Source organism: Rheinheimera aquimaris, assembly GCF_020531985.1.
GTDB classification, from domain to species: Bacteria; Pseudomonadota; Gammaproteobacteria; order Enterobacterales; family Alteromonadaceae; genus Alishewanella; species Alishewanella aquimaris.
In genome coordinates this window covers 577947-595653 of sequence record NZ_JAJAVQ010000002.1, presented here as the reverse complement: position 1 = coordinate 595653, position 17707 = coordinate 577947, and the positions used below count along the sequence as shown (strand labels likewise).

Below are 17707 nucleotides of genomic sequence, written 5' to 3'. Positions count from 1 at the left end.
CGGCGCATGCAGTTTCGCTCTGTAAGAACCAAGCTCATCGCTGTGTTATTGCTGCTGCTCAGTGCTTTGGCGGCAGCCACGGCCACAGCGACGCTTACAGCGATGAAGCGTGATAGCGAAGTACAAACCCGACAGTTTTTAGCAGTAGGCGGTAAAGTGCTACTGGAGGCATTGAATAACCGTGCAAAACAATTAAGCAGCAGCGTACAGGTTCTGGCTGCCGACTTTGGCTTTCGCCGTGCAGTCGCAACCGCAGAGCAAGAAACCATTGAGTCAGTACTGGCCAATCATGGCAGCCGCATTGACGCTAGCCTGATGCTGCTGATGTCCCCTGGCGGTGAACTGCTGGCAAGCTCGGAAAAACAGCTGCGCGCCAGTGACGTGATGCCGGTTTTTAACCAAAGCACGCAAAACAGCAATGCCCCGGTTACGGATGTTTTGCAATTGGCCGGGCAACCTTATCAACTGGTGCTGGCGCCGGTAAAAGCACCGAACCTTATTGCCTGGGTAGGCATGGGCTTTCCGCTGGATATGCCCCTGGCGGAGCAAATAGTGGCGATTACCGGCTTAGAGATCAGTTTTGTCTCTCAGCATGCTGAACAATTTAAGCTGTATATTTCTACTTTAGATGACAACAGTGCGCAAAAACTGCCAGCCATGTTAAATACCCTTATTAACCAGCCCGGGCTGCCCTACGAAAACCCAGAGCAAGACTATGTTTCACTGGCTATACCGCTGGATAAAAACAATCAACTGTGGGCGGTGCAACACCTTCAGCATTCACGCTGGCTGGATGGTTATCTGGCATTCCGGCAACAATTATTCGTTATCTTTGGTGTAGCGCTCTCGCTGACTTTAGTTGTAGGTATTTTCTTTGCCCGCAGTATTACTCAGCCAATCAAAGCACTAAGTTACTTTGCCCGACGCATAGGCCAGGGCTTTGATGAGAACATTCCGGTGCAGGGTAAAGACGAAGTTGCAGTGTTAGGCCGCACGCTAAGTGCAATGCAGCAAGACATCAAACAACGCGAGCTGCAACTGCGTCACAATGCAGAGCACGACACGCTAACGGGCCTGTTTAACCGCACCGCAGTAGAGCGCCTGCTGCCAGTCATATTGGCACAACATGATGGCTGTATAATAATCGTCAATATTGAACGCTTTAAGCATATTAATGAAGTACTGGGCTTTAGTACCGGCGATATTCTGCTGCAGCAGCTAGCCCAGCGTCTCGCTCAGTTACCACAAGCTCCGGATTTGCTGGCTAGGCTGGGAGCTGATGAGTTTTTACTGGCTTATCAGCACCGGTTTACCGCAACACAGTTAGCCGCTTTATTTGCCACTGCGCTTTTAGGTTACAACGTTGATAACTCACATATTAATCTGAAGCTTTGTATTGGTATTTATCCTTTTTCACGCCAACAATCTAGCGTAAATGATGCCCTCAGACGGGCCGACATTGCCCTTGAAAATGCCAGACAGACACCTCAGCGTATTGCCGAATATTTGCCCGGACAAGATGAACTGCATCAGCGTGAGCTTACCCTGATCCGTGACATTCCGTATGCACTGGAATCGGGTCAGTTTTTTGCCGTATATCAGCCCAAAGTAGATATTCACGCCCGAAGCTGCAAAGAGGCGGAAGCACTGATCCGCTGGCAACACCCTACTCTGGGCTTCGTCGCACCGGATGAATTTATTCGTTTAGCTGAACACTCGGGAAATATAGGCTTAATCACTAACTGGATGCTGCAACATGTAATTGTGCAGCTGGCGACGTGGCGTGCTGCAGGTTTTACAGTTACTGTTGCAATAAACCTGTCGGTGCACGATTTACTCAACCCTAAGCTGGCAGAGCAAATTTTACAGCTGCTGCACAACTATGACGTACCACATGATGCAATATCACTGGAAGTCACTGAAAGCGCGATCATGCAAGATACCGCGACCATCATTGCGCAGTTAGAGCGACTAAGAAAATTAGGTATACGCCTGGCGATTGATGATTTTGGTACCGGACAATCATCGCTGGCTTACCTCAAGCAGCTGCCGGTGCATGAGGTAAAAATAGACCGGGCCTTTGTGAAAGATATCCATCACAACAATAATGATGCATTAATTGTTAAGGCAACGACTCAGCTTGCTCATAGCCTTGGCCTGGTTGTGACCGCCGAAGGCCTGGAAAACCCGACGGGATTAGCAGAACTGCTACAGTGCCAGTGCAATAAAGTTCAGGGCTACTTTTTCTCCCGCCCACTGGAAGCAGAAAAATTCTCAGCCTGGATAAAACAATTTCCAGAGCAAAATCAGCAATGGTTCGCCCAGAAGGAGCGGCAATGAAGATAACGCTTTTTACCCTGACTGCCGGCCTGGTTTTTAGTTGCAGCTGCGCGGCAAACAGTAAAATCATTGCCACTGGCGGTACGTCGTCAATAGAAGGCAGTGCCGGTGGCGGCATTGTGCCCTGGGCAGTCATTAACGGCTATGCCAGCAGTGGCGAAATGGCCGCTACTGCCTTTATCAGCAGGGTGGGCGTAGACGATTTTACGCTGAACTCGGTCGGCGCCAGCCTGGCATACGACAACAATTGGGAATGGTCTGTCGCGAGGCAACGATTTGCTTTGGATAGTATAGGTGGCGAGCTAAGCCAGAATATTATTGCGGTGAAATATCGTCTGGCAGGACAGCTGCTTTACACTGCCCTGCCGCAGATTAGCCTTGGCGTTCAATACAAAAAGCTGCACGACTTTACGCTGCCACAGGCGGTAGGCGCACGCGATGACAGCGGGCTTGATGTTTATCTTGCCGCGAGCAAAGTACTATTCAATCAAGTTGCCGGGCGCAATTTGCTACTTAACGCCACCTTACGCGCAACGAAAGCCAACCAGACCGGTTTGTTGGGGTTTGGCAGTGCCGACAATAATAATTATCGCCTGATGTTTGAAGGCTCAGCCGCGTTGCTGCTGAATTATAATGTGGCGATAGGTGTCGAGTTTAAACAAAAACCAGATCAACTGGCCTTTGCTGACGAGCAGCATTGGCGCGATGTGTTTGTGGCTTGGTTTGTTAACAAGCACCTGTCCGTGACCGCTGGTTATGTCGATTTGGGCAGTATTGCTGGCCTGAATAACCAGCAGGGTTATTACCTGTCAGTAGAAGGAGCCTGGTAATGAGGTGGTTAACTGTTTTAGTGCTAACGCTGATAACGGCTTGCAGCCAAACACCGACACCCAGCCTATACCAGCAGTTGGGAGGAGACGCCGGCATCAGTGCTATTACCGACGGCTTGCTTTATGAAATAGAACATGACAACCGCATTGTGCACCATTTTGCCGATACCGATATTGAGCGCTTTCGCCGTTTGCTGGCGGAGCAACTGTGTGAAATCAGCGGGGGCCCCTGCACTTACACTGGCGGCAGCATGGCAGAAAGCCACACTGGTTTTAATATTACCCTGGCCGATTACGATGCATTAGTTGGCCATTTAATTAAGGTAATGCAGCAGCAACATATCAGCATCAGTGCGCAAAACCAGTTATTGGCTCTGCTGGCACCCATGTACAAAGATATTAGTTATCGCTAATGCGCGGGCCTGCAGCCTGGGTTAAACGCATGCTCAGTTTGCGGCTCAGCGGTGCGAAAATAAATACCAGCGGAAATGCACAGGCATGCGCGTACAGATAGGCGTTAATCCAGGCCTGAAAAAAACCGCTAAACCAGCCTAAATTGATAAATGTCAGGATACCTGACATCAAAAATGCCATAAAGCCTGACATGATAAAGGCAAACAATATTGGCTGAAAACGCGCAGGCAGCATAACTTGCTCCGGGAACAATGTGGTTCAATCAAATGATACAAAGGGGTACGACTTTAGCATAGTTTTATTGCGAGGCGGTTTACCTGTCGGCAAAGCGCTGTTATAACACGCCATTTTCCGATACAGATACTTTAAAGCGCAGGGGCTTTTATGCACAACATCGTTTTTCTCGACGCAGGCTCAATGGGTGACGCAGATTTATCGGTGTTAGCAGACGGCGAGATCGCCCTGCAGTGTTTTGAATATACGCCAACCGAAGACATAGTAAGCCGGCTGGCGCAAGCCAGTATTGCCATTGTCAATAAAGTACAACTGAGCGCCGCCATACTGCAGCAGTTACCAAATTTAAAACTGATTTGTATCGCTGCCACCGGCGTCAATAATGTCGACCTTGATGCCGCCGCCCGGCTTGGCATCAGTGTGTGTAATGTCAGGGGTTATGCCAATACGGCAGTGCCACAACACGTTATCGCCCTGCTGCTGCAACTGACCAACAAAATATCACAGTATCATCGGGCCGTAGCAAACGGCCTCTGGAGCCAGAGTAAACACTTTTGTCTGCTGGATTATCCAGTCACAGAACTGGCTGGCAAAAACTTTGTCGTTGTCGGTTACGGTGCTTTGGGTCAGGCCAGCGCACAGCTGGCACAGGCTTTTGGTATGCAGATTATCGTTGCTGAACAGCCGGATGCCACCAGTTGCCGTAGCGGCAGGGTGCCATTTTTATCAGCGCTGTCGCAGGCAGATGTGATTTCACTGCATTGTCCGCTGAACGCGCAAACAGAAAAACTGTTTAATCAGCAGGTGTTGGCAGCAGTAAAACCCGGCGCCTTGCTAATCAATACCGCACGCGGAGGGCTGATTGACGAAGCCGCACTTTTACGCGTGCTGCAAAATGGCCAGCTGGGCGGTGCTGCGCTGGATGTATTATCACAGGAGCCGCCACCTGCTGATCACATACTGCTAAGCGCAGCACTGCCAAATCTGATCATTACGCCGCATATGGCCTGGGCCAGCGCAGAAGCACGACAGCGCATGGTAGTGCAGTTAAAACAGAATATTGAGGCTTTTATCAGCGGTAAAGTACTAAACCGGGTATAGGCTCTGCCTGCAATACCGGCTACACTGCGAAGAAAATACTAATATATGCATGCCCATAATATGCCTGTGATTATCTTAATATTGCTGCTATGTGGTTTTACTGCACAGGCTGAACCGCTGTCATCGCGTATGGTCGAGGCTTCAGATAGCGCGGAGCAAATCAGCAATCAGTTACTATCCCGCCCTGCCGATAGCTTAACAGCAGAAGACTGGCTGGTATTGACCGAGGCCCAGCTGCGGCTGCGCAATAAAGATGCCGCTATGGATGCCGTCAGCCATGTACTTGACGTTAGCCACAAGCCTTACCTGCAGGCTTATGCCTACCTGCTAAAAGCACAGATTTACGGTATTTTATACAGAGATACCGTGATTGCCATTACACAGCTGGAACGGGCTGAACACCTGCTACAACACGCTGAAGATGCAGCCAGCCTGGCGCTATACAGTGATGTGCTGCAGAATTTCGCTCAGGCCTATAATCAATTGGGCAATATTCCGCAGGCTTTGCCTTATGCCGAGCGCAGTCTGGCGCTGGCAGTCAGGCAACAGCAACCCGAGGCAGAACTGAAGGCCCGCATTACGCTTGGCAGACTAATGCTGCAGAACAATGCCTATAGCCAGGCTTATCAGCAGCTGAATAGTGCTCTGGTGCTGGCAACCCAACTGCAGGACGACGATGCGTTGGCATCAATCCACCTTCGCCTTGGTATGGCATACCGTAAGATCGAATACCACAGCCAGGCTCTGCAACATTTACTCGAAGCCAAACAGCGTTACCAACATCTGCAGCGTCAATCCAGTTATACCTATACGCTTATCTATATCGCTGAGACCTATCTGGAAGATAACCAGACCGCTGCTGAGGCGGCAGCTTATCTGGATGAAGCACTGAAACTGGCGCATGAACAGAACGATTTATTACGGGTTGGCATCGTCACGCTGGGGCTGGGCAGGCTGGCGGTGGTGCAGCAACATGAAGAACTGGCCCTACAGTATTTTAATGATGCGCTGCAATTATTCCGGCAACAACAGGTACAAACCTATCTGCAGGAAACCAGCCTGGCACTGGCCGATTTACTGCTGCAACGCCAGCAACATGCGCAATCAGGCCAATTACTGCAGGAAATTGCGCCGCAAATGCCACAGGCGGCCGCTTACCTGCGCTATCGCTTTCATGACCTGTCTGCCAGGCTGTTTGCCGGCCAGGGAGATTGGGTACAGGCATATCAGAACAGCCAGCAGGCCAATACTTTACGCTTTGAGCAACTGGCGGAACAAAGTAAGTTGCAGCTGGATTTAATCAATCAGGGGTTGCAGCAGGCCAAAACAGAGCCGGTTGCCGATATCGCTGTCAATACAGTAACAGACCAGAATAAACGTCAGTTATTGTACATCTATATTCTGGCAGCGCTTTGCATGTTGCTGGCAGCAGCCTTGCTGGTAGCTGCGGCAATATTACGCCGTAATAGCAAAGCGCGCAGCGAACCACAGCAGCAAAGCCACTGGAACAGTTTTTGTCTGCGCTTACAACAGCACTCGGCTAAAACCAATATCAGCATTTTGGCCTATGGGCTCGATAATAGCCTGCAATTGAAAATGCAACACGGTGAACAGCAACTGCAAGCTGTGTTACAGCAGTTTCAGCAACAGTTATCCACGACCGTGTTTGCCAGCTGTTTATATGATGATGTGCTGTGGCTTGCCGTACAATCAGAGGCTGAGGACAACACAAAGCAGCAAACACTGGCCGGGCAGTTGCAACAATTGCTGCCTGAGACTCTGGCAACTGCACAGCTTATCAGTTTGCAACTACCGGTATCAGACTTGCTGGAAAGCCCCTGGCTAACCAAAGAGATTAACGCCCTGCGTGAAGCGCTATGGCTGAGTCTGGCCCTGTGTGGCGGGCCATCAACTGATCGTCGTCAACCTCGCTTGATGGCATTGCACAGCAGGCAGCACAGAGCATGCGAATGGCGCAGCAATATGGTCAGACAGGATTTGCTCAATGCCATCCGGCTTGGTGGTATTGAACTGACCTGCAACAACACTGTGTTGCCAGCGACTGTCGCCGATCAACTGGCCTGAGCTGCAGGGTCTGCAGTCAGCAGCAACTCCGGCGGCAATACATAGCGCACCATTTTTCGCGCTCTGGGGCAGGTAAAGCTCAGGCTAACGGCCTGTAAGGCCAGGCCTGATGCGTCTTTATTATTTTTCCCATACTGCGGGTCGCCCATTACCGGGTGACCGATGCCGGCAAAGTGGCGGCGGATCTGGTGTTTACGACCACTAATCAGTTCAATATCAAGCCAGCTTTGCTCAGTGTCATTGTCATAGTTACGCAGAGAAAACCGGGTCAGGCAGGCTTTGCCATCAAGCGGTGTTGTGATCGCGCCCTGTTGCAGCAGCGCTGCTGTTAATTGGCCCTTCACGCGGATCAGGTACTGTTTACTGACTTGGTGTTCTGCAATCAGCTTACTAATCGCGCCGGCAGCTTGTTTACTGTGTGCCAGCATAACCAGGCCACTGGCTTCACGGTCCAGACGGTGCAGCAGAAATACCTGACGTTTAGCGGCAAAGTGCTGCTCGGCTGCGCGCAGCAGCGACAGATGGTCACCCCATTCGTTGCCCTGCGACAACATACCGGCAGGTTTAAACCAGATACTGTATTGCTGCTGATCACTTATCAGCAGAGCACCGGCGCAACTGCGCTGCAGAATATCGTCATCATAATGCAACTGCAGCTGCTGGCCGCTGTGCAACATAGTCTGTGCACGGCGCAAACGCTTCTGCGGTTTAACGCTTAGTAGTACAGCGCCCTTCGCCATGGCATCTTTCAGCCGGCCTTTAGATAGCTCAGGCACCTGCTGGCTGAGTAAATCAATGGCATTAATGCCTTCCCGTGCCACCAAAGTACGTACCAGTTTCATTGCTTTACACATCCTTTACGTTGAAGTTCAGCCAAAATTCATGCCGCCAGCCTGTAATAGTAACAAAGCAAACGGAGAATCGGTTATGAAAAACATCAGACTGGGGCTGTTAAACTGCCTGTTACTGGCAATCATTCCACTAAGTAGTGCTATAGCTAACGATAGCAAAAGTGTTGAGACATTCAGCACCGCCGCGCCAGCACAACTGGAAGCCAGACAAAGCAGCAAACTAAACAGCGTAGTGACACAGGCCTACCAGAGCCATGTCTGGTTTCACAGCGTAGATATATATCTGAGTGGCGATATTAACAGTAATGGTTATTATCACCGGCTCGAAGTGGAATTTGACGCAGATACATCGTTAGCCTATCAGCAGGTATTTGCCGAATTTACCTTGTTACCAACTTACGGTGCTGAGCGGCTGTATTACACCAGTAGTGTATTTGAACTGTTTGCTGAAAGCAGCAATGACTGGCTGGCGGTGGACACTGTGTTGGACCAGCATTTCGCTGCCGATGATTACCTGCTGACGATACGTTTGTTTGATGCACAGACCGGTTACCTGCTGGCGGAGATTTCCGGCTTTGATGACAACAGTCTGGATTATATTCCACTGGAAGATTATGGCCGCGATAGCTATCACGAACACAGCTCATCAGTCGAAGTATCCGCAGGTTCAACTGGTATCCTGGCGCTGCTGGCATTATGCTTGGTGCTATATCAACGTTTACGTCTGAAAATCATCCGGAGTTGAATGAGACTGCTACTTTGTCTGTTACTGCTAACGCCGCTGTGTCAGGCTGCACCGTTACGACTGACGTTGCAGCCATCGGCACAGCAATGGCTTTTTAGCTACCAGTTTGACCTTGCCGGTTACCCGCAACAACTGAGCTTCAGTATCGATAACAGTATTCTGAATTCACACTTCCGTCAGTTCCGCGCCCTGAAACCGGCACTGTTACAGCAATACCTGTGGCGGGATCTGCGTGCCCATGTCGCCCAATATCCTGGCGCACGGCTGCAACGGCTACCCGGCAAAGACGCCTTGCATTACAAACTGCTGGTGGCCGATAGTCATCTGCTGGACAAGGTCGATACCGAACTGCAGCAACTGATATCAGAGCGCACAGCCTTTTACCTGCAGCAGCAATATTATTATGTGCAGGATTTGCCTTGGAATGCACGGGCGATTATTCCGGATCATGCGCGTATTATGCAGGACAGTCTGCAGGACCTGCTGCCTGTAGCCACTGCATGGCACGGCAAGCTGGCTAATGTGCCGACCCGACAGGCGTTACTGACGCTGAGCGCATGGATACAACAGATCCCCTATCAGGACTTATCGGACCGCCAGCGCTCATCCGGTGCCAGTTTTAATCCACCGCTTAAATTACTGCAGGAGAACCGCGGCGATTGCGATAGCAAAGCCGTATTACTGGCGGCCTTGCTCAGGATGTTGCTACCTGATGTCAAACTGGCGATGGTCTACCTGCCACAACATGCTGTACTGGCAGTGCAACTACAGGTGACGCCGGAAGATATGACCGTCAACATAGAAGGCCGTGACTACCTGCTGGTTGATGCTACCGGGCCGGCTTTGCTGACTCCGGGCCAGATTAACCCGGAGTATCAGATCTATACAGGCAGTGGACAGTTTGGTTATCAGCTATTGTGACGGCGGTTGCTTTAAGCGGCTTATCCGTTCAAACACTTCCTGCCAGCCAAACGGGATACGGCGTACGCCCTGAGACCTGCCCTGTGACAACCGTTCAATATGCACCAGCAAGCGGCTAAAAGAAGTCAGCGTACGCAGCCGGTAACGGTACTGCATTGCCACCAGCAATAAACCGAGTAACACGGCATAGCTGAACCAGTGCCAGATAAACTCTTTCAGGCCGGATGCAAACAAACTGGTTTTCTGCTCCAGCAACCCCAGCGACCAGGGCATAGTATTAAGCCGCTGGATCTGCAGGACGTGCTGGTCAATATCTTGCGGCGGCCGGGCCAGAGAACTGTTGATAAGCTGACCGGATTGATCCAGCAGCACGAAATCTGCATCGCTGTGCTGCTGGTACACCGGTGCCAACAAAGGCTCTAATGCCAGCGCAAAAACAAAATGGCCTAATTTCCTTTCCTCAGCGTATAACGGCAACATCACTGCTGCCTGCCCGGGCAGAAACTCCGTAAAGAATATTTGCCCGCGCTCATAAGCCGGTTCGGGCATATTTTTTTGATACCACAGCAGCAGGTGATCAACGATATAGTCAGACCATTTCGCCTGCCCGTTAAAGGCAAAACCCTGTTCAGAGAAATAATACATGCCAACCAGATGTGGCTGGGTTTCAGTGGCTAACTCAAAATATGGCTGCAGGCGCCACAACATCAACAGCTCGGCATCAACCCCTTCGTCAGGTGCGGTGATTGCCACCTGGCTATCGCGGCCATCGCTAAGCTGCAGCAATAACAAGGATTCGTCTGTCTCTACTGCCGGTAAACTCATCTTCAGTAATGAAGCGCGGCGCACAGCCTCCATAAAGGCCAGCACGGGAGTAAATTCACTGTCGAGCTGATTACCAACTGTACTGAGGCGGAATTTTGTTTGCACAACATTATCGTCAAGGCTGCGAACATAATGTACAACGGCGCCCAAGGCTGATAACAGTAATACCAAAATAATACCTAGCAAGGTACTGCGCCGGTATTCAATATAAAGTGGATTTTTCATGCAACTCCTTTTGCATGTCCGGGTGGACTGACGTAGAAATATAAAACAAAAAGCCTAGTTGAACTGCATCATTAGTCAACCAGGCTTTAATTTCAACCTATTTGTTATAAATTTGTTTCGGCAAAAGAGGCCAACCGGCTGCGCACTACACCGTTCAGATTAATAGTCGCGCTGCCTTCAAAGTTCTTAAACCGTTCAACAATGTATGTTAAACCCGACGTAACGGCTGTCAGATAGTTACTGTCAATTTGCGACAAGTTGCCCGAGCAAATCAGTTTAGTGCCCTCGCCACAGCGCGTGATAATGGTTTTCAGCTGTGCAGCACTTAAGTTCTGACACTCGTCCAGAATCACGATAGCATTCTGGATACTCCGGCCACGCATAAAATTGACCGACTTAAACTGAATATTGGCCTTTTCCATAATGTAGTTAACGCTGGCGTGCGGGTGTTCATCGGTTTTATGCAGTACTTCAAGCGAGTCAGTAATTGCCGCCAGCCAGGGCGCCATTTTCTCTTCTTCAGTGCCCGGTAAAAAGCCTATTGATTCAGCAATTTCCGGTGTATTACGGGTAACAATCACTTTGTCATACATACCTTTTTCAATCACCAGCTCCAGTGCGGCTGCCAGCGCAATCAGTGTTTTACCGCAACCTGCAGGGCCAGTCAGTACAACCAGATCGATATTGGGATCCATCAGCGCCTGCATCGCCATCGCCTGATAAACATTTTTAGGGTGTATACCCCAGGCATGGCGGTGCATCAGACGCTCGTAGCCAAAATCCAGAATACGAATTTCTTTATCAGTGATCGCGACCACTTTGCCGGCAAAGCCTTCAGCCTCATCAATCAGATATTCATTAATATAAGCATTGGGTAACACGCTGCGATTGACATAGTGATAAGTTTCCCGGCCCTCATTTTCACTGCGGCATTCACCAACCTGGCTCCAGAAATCGCCGCTGAATTTGTAATAGCCTTTGTACAGAAAACGCACATCATCAATCAGCTGGTCAGTTCGGTAATCCTCTACCAACTTTAATCCGGCACCTTTAGCTTTAAGGCGCATATTTATGTCTTTGGTGACCAGAATAACTTTGGTCGGGCTTTTTTCTTTTTGCAGATATAACGCGGTATTGATAATCAGATGGTCATTCTCACCGCCGGGCAAGCCGGGGATTTCATCAGTAATATGATGATCATTAACAATAATAAGGTGGCCACCCTGTTTCTGCTCACCTTGCCGGGGCACTGGCACCCCTTGTAACATTTGGTCCGGCGAGGCGTCTTTTAATACATCCTCTAATGCACGAATAGCAACCCTGGCATCGCGGCTAACATCCTTATTCCGATCTTTGATATGGTCAAGTTCTTCCAATACCGTCATCGGGATAACAACGTCATGTTCTTGGAAGTTTAGGAAGGCAAAAGGTTCGTGTAGCAGGATGTTTGTGTCGAGAACGTAGATTTTCTTTTCTTTACTTTTTCTTCGCGCCATACGGCTCTCCTCTTCGCCTGACCCAGGCCACTTACCTGTGTCATAAAACAAGCATAGTGCAACTGCCGGAGTTTGTCTGAGCCAATTACAAAATATGCAGCTGGTTCAGATACATCAATAATGTGACGCCGGGCTATGTCAGTTTAATGACAAATCAGCGCTATTACAGACACAAATTCAGATGCAGCACGGACTGATTCCTAGTACCATAGCGCCCCCGTTTTAGCTGATAGGTTACCAAATGAAGTTTGCGCTGGGACAACGCTGGATTAGCGACACAGAATCCGATTTAGGTTTAGGCACTATTGTTGCGCTGGAAGGGCGTCATCTGACATTGCTGTTTCCGGCCAGTGGCGAGACCCGCCTCTATGCGCAGGCAGAGGCACCGTTGACCAGGGTGCAATTTAACGTCGGCGATGAAGTTGCCAGTGCTGATGGCTTTAAATTGCTTATCAGCGCGATAAAAACCCAGCATGACACCTTAGTGTATTGCGGTACCCGGCTGGATGACGACAGCTACGTTGAGCTGAGGGAAACCTTTTTAGATCACTTTATCAGTTTCAATCAGCCACAGGATCGTCTGTTTGCTGGCCAGATAGACCGCTTTGACTGGTTTACCCTGCGTTATCAGGCTTGGCAACATCTGCACGAGCAACAGCAAAACCCATTACGTGGTTTATCAGGCCCGCGGGTAAGTTTAATTCCGCATCAGCTGCACATTGCCAACGAAGTCGCCAAACGGCACGCGCCAAGAGTACTGCTGGCCGACGAAGTGGGTCTGGGTAAAACCATTGAAGCCGGCTTTATTATCCATCAGCAGCTGATAAGTGGTTTAGCCAGCAGGGTGCTGATAGTGGTGCCAGAATCTCTGCAGCACCAGTGGCTGGTAGAAATGCTGCGTCGCTTTAATCTGCATTTCTCTGTATTTGACCAAGAGCGCTGCGAACAGTCGTTACTGGACAACGCCAACCCGTTTGAAACCGAACAACTGGTGCTGTGCAGCCTGGCGTTCTTAAAAAACCATCCGCGCTGGCATGAATTAGCTGTCGGCACGCACTGGGACTTACTGGTGGTGGATGAAGCACATCATTTACAGTGGAATGAACAAACCCCAAGTGAAGAATATCAGCGTATCAGCGAGCTCTCTGCTAACACGGCAGGTGTCATTCTGCTGACGGCAACCCCGGATCAGTTGGGTCATGAAAGCCATTTTGCCCGGTTAAAACTGCTGGACCCGGCCCGTTTTCATAACTATCAGGAATTTCTTAAAGAAGAGCAGAGTTATCAGCATATTGCCGCAATTGCGAAACCTTTATTAGAGCAGCGCCCGCTGACTGCCGAAGAAGCCCTGGCACTGCGTCAGGCATTGAGCGAAACCGATATCAGCAGTGAACTGGCACAGTTGAGCGATGCGTCAGCAACAAGCGAGCACGCAGCGCTGCGCCAGCAATTGCTGTCACAGTTGCTGGATCGTCACGGAACAGGCCGGATCCTGTTTCGCAACAGCCGCGCCAGTGTCAAAGGCTTTCCAAAACGTCACGCTCATCTGGCCGCCTTGCCGTTACCCGAGCAGTACCAAAATGCGCTTAAAGTGCATTTTAGCCTTAACCCTGCCCTGTCAGAGGCAGAACGGATCAGTGCAAACTTATTCCCAGAGCAGGTATTTCAGCAACTTGGGGCGAATAATGACTGGTGGCAATTCGACCCGCGGGTTGATCACCTGCTGCAACTGTTGAAACAACATAAGCACGAAAAATTCCTGCTGATTTGCGCCCGCGCAGAAACGGCTATTGCGCTGGAAGAAGCGGTACGGGTACGTGAAGGTATAAGAGCGGCGGTGTTCCATGAAGGCATGAGCATACTGGAACGTGATAAAGCCGCAGCCTATTTTGCGCAGGAAGACTACAGTGCTCAACTGCTGCTGTGTTCCGAAATAGGCAGTGAGGGCCGTAATTTTCAGTTTGCCCATCATCTGGTGCTATTTGACCTGCCATTGAACCCGGATTTGCTGGAGCAGCGTATCGGCCGGCTCGATCGGATTGGTCAACGCGAAGATATCGCTATTCATTTACCTTATTTTGCTGATCACAGCCAGCAAGTGCTGCTCAGCTGGTATCATCAGGGGCTTAACGCACTGGAGCATACCTGCCAGACCGGCCGCACTGTGTATGAACATTTCGCCGCCGATTTATTACCACTACTGGCGCAAACCACAACGGATGCAACTGCACTGGCCCAACTGCTTAAAGCCACCCGGGAGCTGAACGAAAGCCTGAAACTGAAACTGGAACAAGGCCGTGATCAACTGCTGGAAATAAACTCTGGTGGTGGCAATGTCGCCAAACAACTGGCGGTGCAGCTGGAACAGCAAGACAACGGCACAGCTTTGCCGATGCTGATGCTTAAGGCTTGGGATATGCTGGGGATCAATCAGGAAGACCGCAGCGACACCAGCATTATCCTGACTCAGTCTGAGCATATGCATTGCAGCAGCTACCCCGGCTTGGGCGATGAGGGGGTTACCGTGACCTTTGATCGTGCTACCGCACTGGCAGAAGAAGACATTCAGCTATTAACCTGGGATCATCCGATGGTGCGGGGCACTTTGGACATTCTGACCAATGAGCCACATGGCAGCAGCTCCGTAGCCATATTAGCCAATAAAGCTTTACCTGCCGGCAGTTACCTGCTTGAACTGAACTTTATTGCTGAAGCCAGCGCGCCGCCAGTGCTGCAGTTGAGCCGTTACCTGCCTGCCACACCTGTGCGTTTACTGCTGGATAAAAACGGCAATAACCTGTCAGCCAATGTCAGTTTTGACCAGCTGAATAAGCAGCTCAAACCTATTGGCCGCCAGACAGGCAGTAAATTGGCCAGCGCCCTGCAAAATCTGGTGCATCCGCTGATCGCCAAAGCCACGTCGCAGGCTGAGACAGAGCTGGAACGCATCATAGCGAATGCCCAAAAACGCGCTGCCGACAGCCTTGATGCGCAGCAGGAGCGATTGGTGGCACTGCGTAAATTTAATCCTTCGGTACGGCAGGAAGAGATAGATATGCTGAACACGCAGCAGCAACAGCTGACAGAGTTTATCGGCAAGGCTCGATTAAAACTGGACGCGATACGGTTGATTGTTGTGAGCCATGACTAACGATGTTGCTTAGTTATACGCCACCGCAGTCACCCTATCTGGATATTTTGTATCAGGATGATGCTGTAGTGGTGTTTAATAAGCCCAGTGGTTTACTCACGGTGCCGGGGAAGGCGCCGGAGCATAAAGACAGCCTGGAATACCGGGCTCGTCTGGTCTGGCCGGGTGTGCGTGTTGTGCACCGGTTGGACATGGCAACCTCAGGGGTTGTGGTGATGGCACTGAATGCCGATAGCCAGCGCGAGCTTAACCGGCAATTCCAACAGCGGGAAACAAAAAAGCATTATATTGCCAACGTTGCCGGACTCGTCAGCGCTGACACCGGCAGCATCGACCTGCCATTAATTTGTGACTGGCCGAACCGGCCAAAGCAGAAAGTGTGTTACCAATATGGTAAAGCGTCCCTGACCCATTATCAGGTATTGCAACGTAGCGCTGATCACAGCAGGCTAAAGCTGACACCCATTACAGGGCGGTCTCATCAGCTAAGAGTGCATTTGCAATGGCTTGGACACCCGATTTTGGGCGACAAGTTTTATGCCGCTGAAGCCGACTTTCTTGCCGCCCCGCGTTTATTGTTACATGCAGAACGGCTGGAGTTTAATCATCCTGATAGTGCACACCCAATAGTGTGCTTTGCGCCCTGCCCGTTTTAATCAGAATAAAATCATTATTATATTAACCCAAGGTTCATGTTAGTCAGATAACATCTATCACATAGTGTTGCTAACTGATTCAGAACTACTATTTTTTATATTAAGTTCAAATAATTTTAAATAATCTGCATTTAATACTCAGGTGAGTTTAAGGAGAAATGGATGAAACTTAACAAAACATTTTTAGCAGTAGCAGCCGCATTCCCGCTACTGAGCAGCGCAGTAATGGCGGACACTGTAAGTTCAGCTGATTTAAAAGAACGAGTGTTTGGTTCTTTGTTCGGTGAATACTATATGCCGGATCTAGATAAAACAGAGTCCGCTGAATGGAATTATATGGAGAAAGATTGGGGCTATGGTGTTGAACTGGGTTATTACCTGACAGAGCAATGGGCCCTACGTCTTGAATTCGCTAAACTTGACCTGCAGTCAAAACTGGACGGTTCTGATGCTGACGGCAATCGTATCGGTCTTGATGCTATGTATCATATATCACAGCTACCATCCGTTTATCTGGTAGGTGGTTTAAAACGCTTTGACGCCGTGCAGGACACTACTGCCTTCAATGTTGGTATCGGTTATAAACATTTCTTCAATCAGAATTTCGCTTTATTTGCCGAAGCTAACCGCTATCAGGGTATAGATGAAACTTATGCTGATGCGGGTGTTAAAGTGGGTCTGACCTATGTATTTGGTTCAGCGTCAGCAGCGCCTGCACCAAAACCGGCTCCGGCGCCAGCTCCGGTTGCGCCTGTACAACCGGTTGCACCTGCAGATACTGACGCTGACGGTGTAGTGGATAGCGCAGACAAGTGTGCTAACACACCGGCAAACCACAAGGTTGATGCTACCGGTTGTACGATTTACGAAGAGAAAATGGCCTCAGTGGGTGACATCGACATCGAAGTCCGCTTCCCGTTCGATTCTGCCACCATACCGGCAGATAAAATATCCGACGTTGAGGGCTTAGGTGCCTTTATGCAGCGCTTCCCAGAATCTACTGTACTGATTGAAGGTCACGCGTCTAACATCGGTAACCCGGATTACAACATGCGTTTATCTGAGCGCCGTGCTAACTCTGTGGCAGATATGCTGAAGAAAGATTTTAATATCGACCCGTCACGCATCACTGCTATCGGTTACGGTGTAACCCGTCCACGTGTTGAGGGCAACACCCGCGCAGCGCACCGGGCTAACCAGCGTATTGAAGCTAAGGTCACTGCGAAGATTAAAGAACCGGTACTGCGTTAAACTTAACTGGTTATCTCTTGTTAAAAAAAGTCGCTGATTATCAGCGACTTTTTCTTTTTTCGCTGCGCAAGTGATATTTTCTGCTGCACCATTGAAATAAGCTGTGCTAGCATGCTTGACCGATGAGCGGGTATTTGCCATCTTCTGTATCAAGCACCTGTTAGACCGTCATAGGGACAACGCATTAGTTTAACAGGGTGGAGTGCACTATGTTTAAATCACTTAGCCTGTTTGGCATTGCAGCGCTGCTGTGCAGTTATACCGCTGCGGCACAACAACCTGTCTTAGTCTCACTAAGCGAAAACTCCCATGTCTGCAACACTGAAGCAGAGATTGCCCGTCTGGCCGAGAATGAGCAGCTGCAGGAAATGGCTAAGGCACTGGTAGAAATCAAGCCCACCAAATATTGTTTTATTCTGCCGCATGCTCCCAATGTAGCTAAGCTGGAGCATAAGGCGGGCTATATTAAATTTAATTACAAATCGCAGATTTTATATACGTTTCACAAATATGTGATTGCCACGACAGTAGCTGCGAATAATCCCTAAAGCTGTGCCGCTAGCCGCCGATACCTGATTAACT

The 17707-nt window shown here is 49.9% G+C and carries 15 protein-coding genes; 11 read left to right on the top strand and 4 right to left on the bottom strand.

Annotated features, from left to right (window positions below; genetic code table 11):
• The first annotated feature begins 6 nt into the window (after positions 1-6).
• From LHL18_RS07655 to LHL18_RS07645, 3 genes are read left to right on the top strand one after another with little or no spacing between them, the layout of a single operon-like run.
• Positions 7-2340 (top strand): bifunctional diguanylate cyclase/phosphodiesterase, encoded by a 2334-nt coding sequence (locus tag LHL18_RS07655; RefSeq protein ID WP_226766460.1) that lies wholly within the window; start codon positions 7-9, stop codon positions 2338-2340.
• Positions 2337-3170, top strand: coding sequence for a DUF3034 family protein (locus tag LHL18_RS07650; RefSeq protein WP_226766459.1), 834 nt, complete (start codon positions 2337-2339; stop codon positions 3168-3170). Before LHL18_RS07655 ends, LHL18_RS07650 begins: the two co-directional genes overlap by 4 nt.
• Positions 3170-3583 (top strand): group I truncated hemoglobin, encoded by a 414-nt coding sequence (locus LHL18_RS07645; protein WP_226766458.1) that lies wholly within the window; start codon positions 3170-3172, stop codon positions 3581-3583. The genes LHL18_RS07650 and LHL18_RS07645 overlap by 1 nt, the downstream gene beginning before the upstream one ends.
• On the opposite strand, the gene LHL18_RS07640 is transcribed toward LHL18_RS07645, so the two are convergent.
• Entirely contained in the window at positions 3570-3818 is a 249-nt protein-coding gene (locus tag LHL18_RS07640) for a DUF2798 domain-containing protein (RefSeq protein ID WP_134052616.1), read from the bottom strand. The two genes, LHL18_RS07645 and LHL18_RS07640, sit on opposite strands and share 14 nt — an antisense overlap.
• 150 nt (positions 3819-3968) lie before the next feature.
• Between LHL18_RS07640 and LHL18_RS07635 the strand changes: the two genes are divergently transcribed.
• Both LHL18_RS07635 and LHL18_RS07630 read left to right on the top strand, forming a co-directional pair.
• Positions 3969-4919, top strand: coding sequence for a D-2-hydroxyacid dehydrogenase (locus LHL18_RS07635; RefSeq protein WP_226766457.1), 951 nt, complete (start codon positions 3969-3971; stop codon positions 4917-4919).
• Between the two features lie 60 nt (positions 4920-4979).
• Complete coding sequence (locus LHL18_RS07630; protein ID WP_226766456.1) at positions 4980-7004, top strand: tetratricopeptide repeat protein; 2025 nt, start codon at positions 4980-4982, stop codon at positions 7002-7004.
• Here LHL18_RS07630 and LHL18_RS07625 read toward each other — a convergent pair.
• Entirely contained in the window at positions 6992-7846 is an 855-nt protein-coding gene (locus tag LHL18_RS07625) for an RluA family pseudouridine synthase (RefSeq protein WP_226766455.1), read from the bottom strand. The genes LHL18_RS07630 and LHL18_RS07625 overlap by 13 nt on opposite strands.
• 85 nt (positions 7847-7931) lie before the next feature.
• Here LHL18_RS07625 and LHL18_RS07620 point away from each other — a divergent pair, with 85 nt between their 5' ends.
• On the top strand, positions 7932-8600 hold the full coding sequence (locus LHL18_RS07620; RefSeq protein WP_226766454.1) for a choice-of-anchor H family protein: 669 nt from the start codon (positions 7932-7934) through the stop codon (positions 8598-8600).
• Positions 8601-9521 (top strand): hypothetical protein, encoded by a 921-nt coding sequence (locus LHL18_RS07615; RefSeq protein ID WP_226766453.1) that lies wholly within the window; start codon positions 8601-8603, stop codon positions 9519-9521.
• Here the strand turns inward: LHL18_RS07615 and LHL18_RS07610 are convergent.
• Positions 9513-10571 carry a hypothetical protein gene (locus LHL18_RS07610; RefSeq protein WP_226766452.1) on the bottom strand — a complete coding sequence of 353 codons (1059 nt, stop codon included), beginning with the start codon at positions 10569-10571 and terminating at the stop codon, positions 9513-9515. The genes LHL18_RS07615 and LHL18_RS07610 overlap by 9 nt on opposite strands.
• A 104-nt stretch (positions 10572-10675) precedes the next feature.
• On the bottom strand, positions 10676-12067 hold the full coding sequence (locus LHL18_RS07605) for a PhoH family protein (RefSeq protein ID WP_226766451.1): 1392 nt from the start codon (positions 12065-12067) through the stop codon (positions 10676-10678).
• A 241-nt stretch (positions 12068-12308) separates the two neighbouring features.
• On the opposite strand from LHL18_RS07605, the gene rapA reads away from it, so the two are divergent.
• The 4 genes from rapA (at position 12309) to LHL18_RS07585 (ending at position 17673) form a co-directional block, all read left to right on the top strand.
• Positions 12309-15218, top strand: a complete 2910-nt coding sequence (gene rapA, locus LHL18_RS07600) for an RNA polymerase-associated protein RapA (RefSeq protein ID WP_226766450.1) — start codon at positions 12309-12311, stop codon at positions 15216-15218.
• Positions 15219-15220: 2 nt separating this feature from the next.
• Positions 15221-15874 (top strand): pseudouridine synthase, encoded by a 654-nt coding sequence (locus LHL18_RS07595; protein WP_226766449.1) that lies wholly within the window; start codon positions 15221-15223, stop codon positions 15872-15874.
• Between the two features lie 162 nt (positions 15875-16036).
• Positions 16037-17125, top strand: a complete 1089-nt coding sequence (locus tag LHL18_RS07590; RefSeq protein ID WP_226766448.1) for an OmpA family protein — start codon at positions 16037-16039, stop codon at positions 17123-17125.
• A 209-nt stretch (positions 17126-17334) separates the two neighbouring features.
• Positions 17335-17673 carry a hypothetical protein gene (locus LHL18_RS07585; protein WP_226766447.1) on the top strand — a complete coding sequence of 113 codons (339 nt, stop codon included), beginning with the start codon at positions 17335-17337 and terminating at the stop codon, positions 17671-17673.
• The last annotated feature ends 34 nt before the right edge of the window (positions 17674-17707 follow it).

What these genes read in the sequence shown, in the direction of transcription:
- LHL18_RS07655 (WP_226766460.1), top strand. Translation starts at nt 7, where the DNA reads ATGCAGTTTCGCTCTGTAAGAACCAAGCTCATCGCTGTGTTATTGCTG.
- LHL18_RS07650 (WP_226766459.1), top strand. Translation starts at nt 2,337, where the DNA reads ATGAAGATAACGCTTTTTACCCTGACTGCCGGCCTGGTTTTTAGTTGC.
- LHL18_RS07645 (WP_226766458.1), top strand. Translation starts at nt 3,170, where the DNA reads ATGAGGTGGTTAACTGTTTTAGTGCTAACGCTGATAACGGCTTGCAGC.
- LHL18_RS07640 (WP_134052616.1), bottom strand. Translation starts at nt 3,818, where the DNA reads ATGCTGCCTGCGCGTTTTCAGCCAATATTGTTTGCCTTTATCATGTCA.
- LHL18_RS07635 (WP_226766457.1), top strand. Translation starts at nt 3,969, where the DNA reads ATGCACAACATCGTTTTTCTCGACGCAGGCTCAATGGGTGACGCAGAT.
- LHL18_RS07630 (WP_226766456.1), top strand. Translation starts at nt 4,980, where the DNA reads ATGCCTGTGATTATCTTAATATTGCTGCTATGTGGTTTTACTGCACAG.
- LHL18_RS07625 (WP_226766455.1), bottom strand. Translation starts at nt 7,846, where the DNA reads ATGAAACTGGTACGTACTTTGGTGGCACGGGAAGGCATTAATGCCATT.
- LHL18_RS07620 (WP_226766454.1), top strand. Translation starts at nt 7,932, where the DNA reads ATGAAAAACATCAGACTGGGGCTGTTAAACTGCCTGTTACTGGCAATC.
- LHL18_RS07615 (WP_226766453.1), top strand. Translation starts at nt 8,601, where the DNA reads ATGAGACTGCTACTTTGTCTGTTACTGCTAACGCCGCTGTGTCAGGCT.
- LHL18_RS07610 (WP_226766452.1), bottom strand. Translation starts at nt 10,571, where the DNA reads ATGAAAAATCCACTTTATATTGAATACCGGCGCAGTACCTTGCTAGGT.
- LHL18_RS07605 (WP_226766451.1), bottom strand. Translation starts at nt 12,067, where the DNA reads ATGGCGCGAAGAAAAAGTAAAGAAAAGAAAATCTACGTTCTCGACACA.
- rapA (WP_226766450.1), top strand. Translation starts at nt 12,309, where the DNA reads ATGAAGTTTGCGCTGGGACAACGCTGGATTAGCGACACAGAATCCGAT.
- LHL18_RS07595 (WP_226766449.1), top strand. Translation starts at nt 15,221, where the DNA reads ATGTTGCTTAGTTATACGCCACCGCAGTCACCCTATCTGGATATTTTG.
- LHL18_RS07590 (WP_226766448.1), top strand. Translation starts at nt 16,037, where the DNA reads ATGAAACTTAACAAAACATTTTTAGCAGTAGCAGCCGCATTCCCGCTA.
- LHL18_RS07585 (WP_226766447.1), top strand. Translation starts at nt 17,335, where the DNA reads ATGTTTAAATCACTTAGCCTGTTTGGCATTGCAGCGCTGCTGTGCAGT.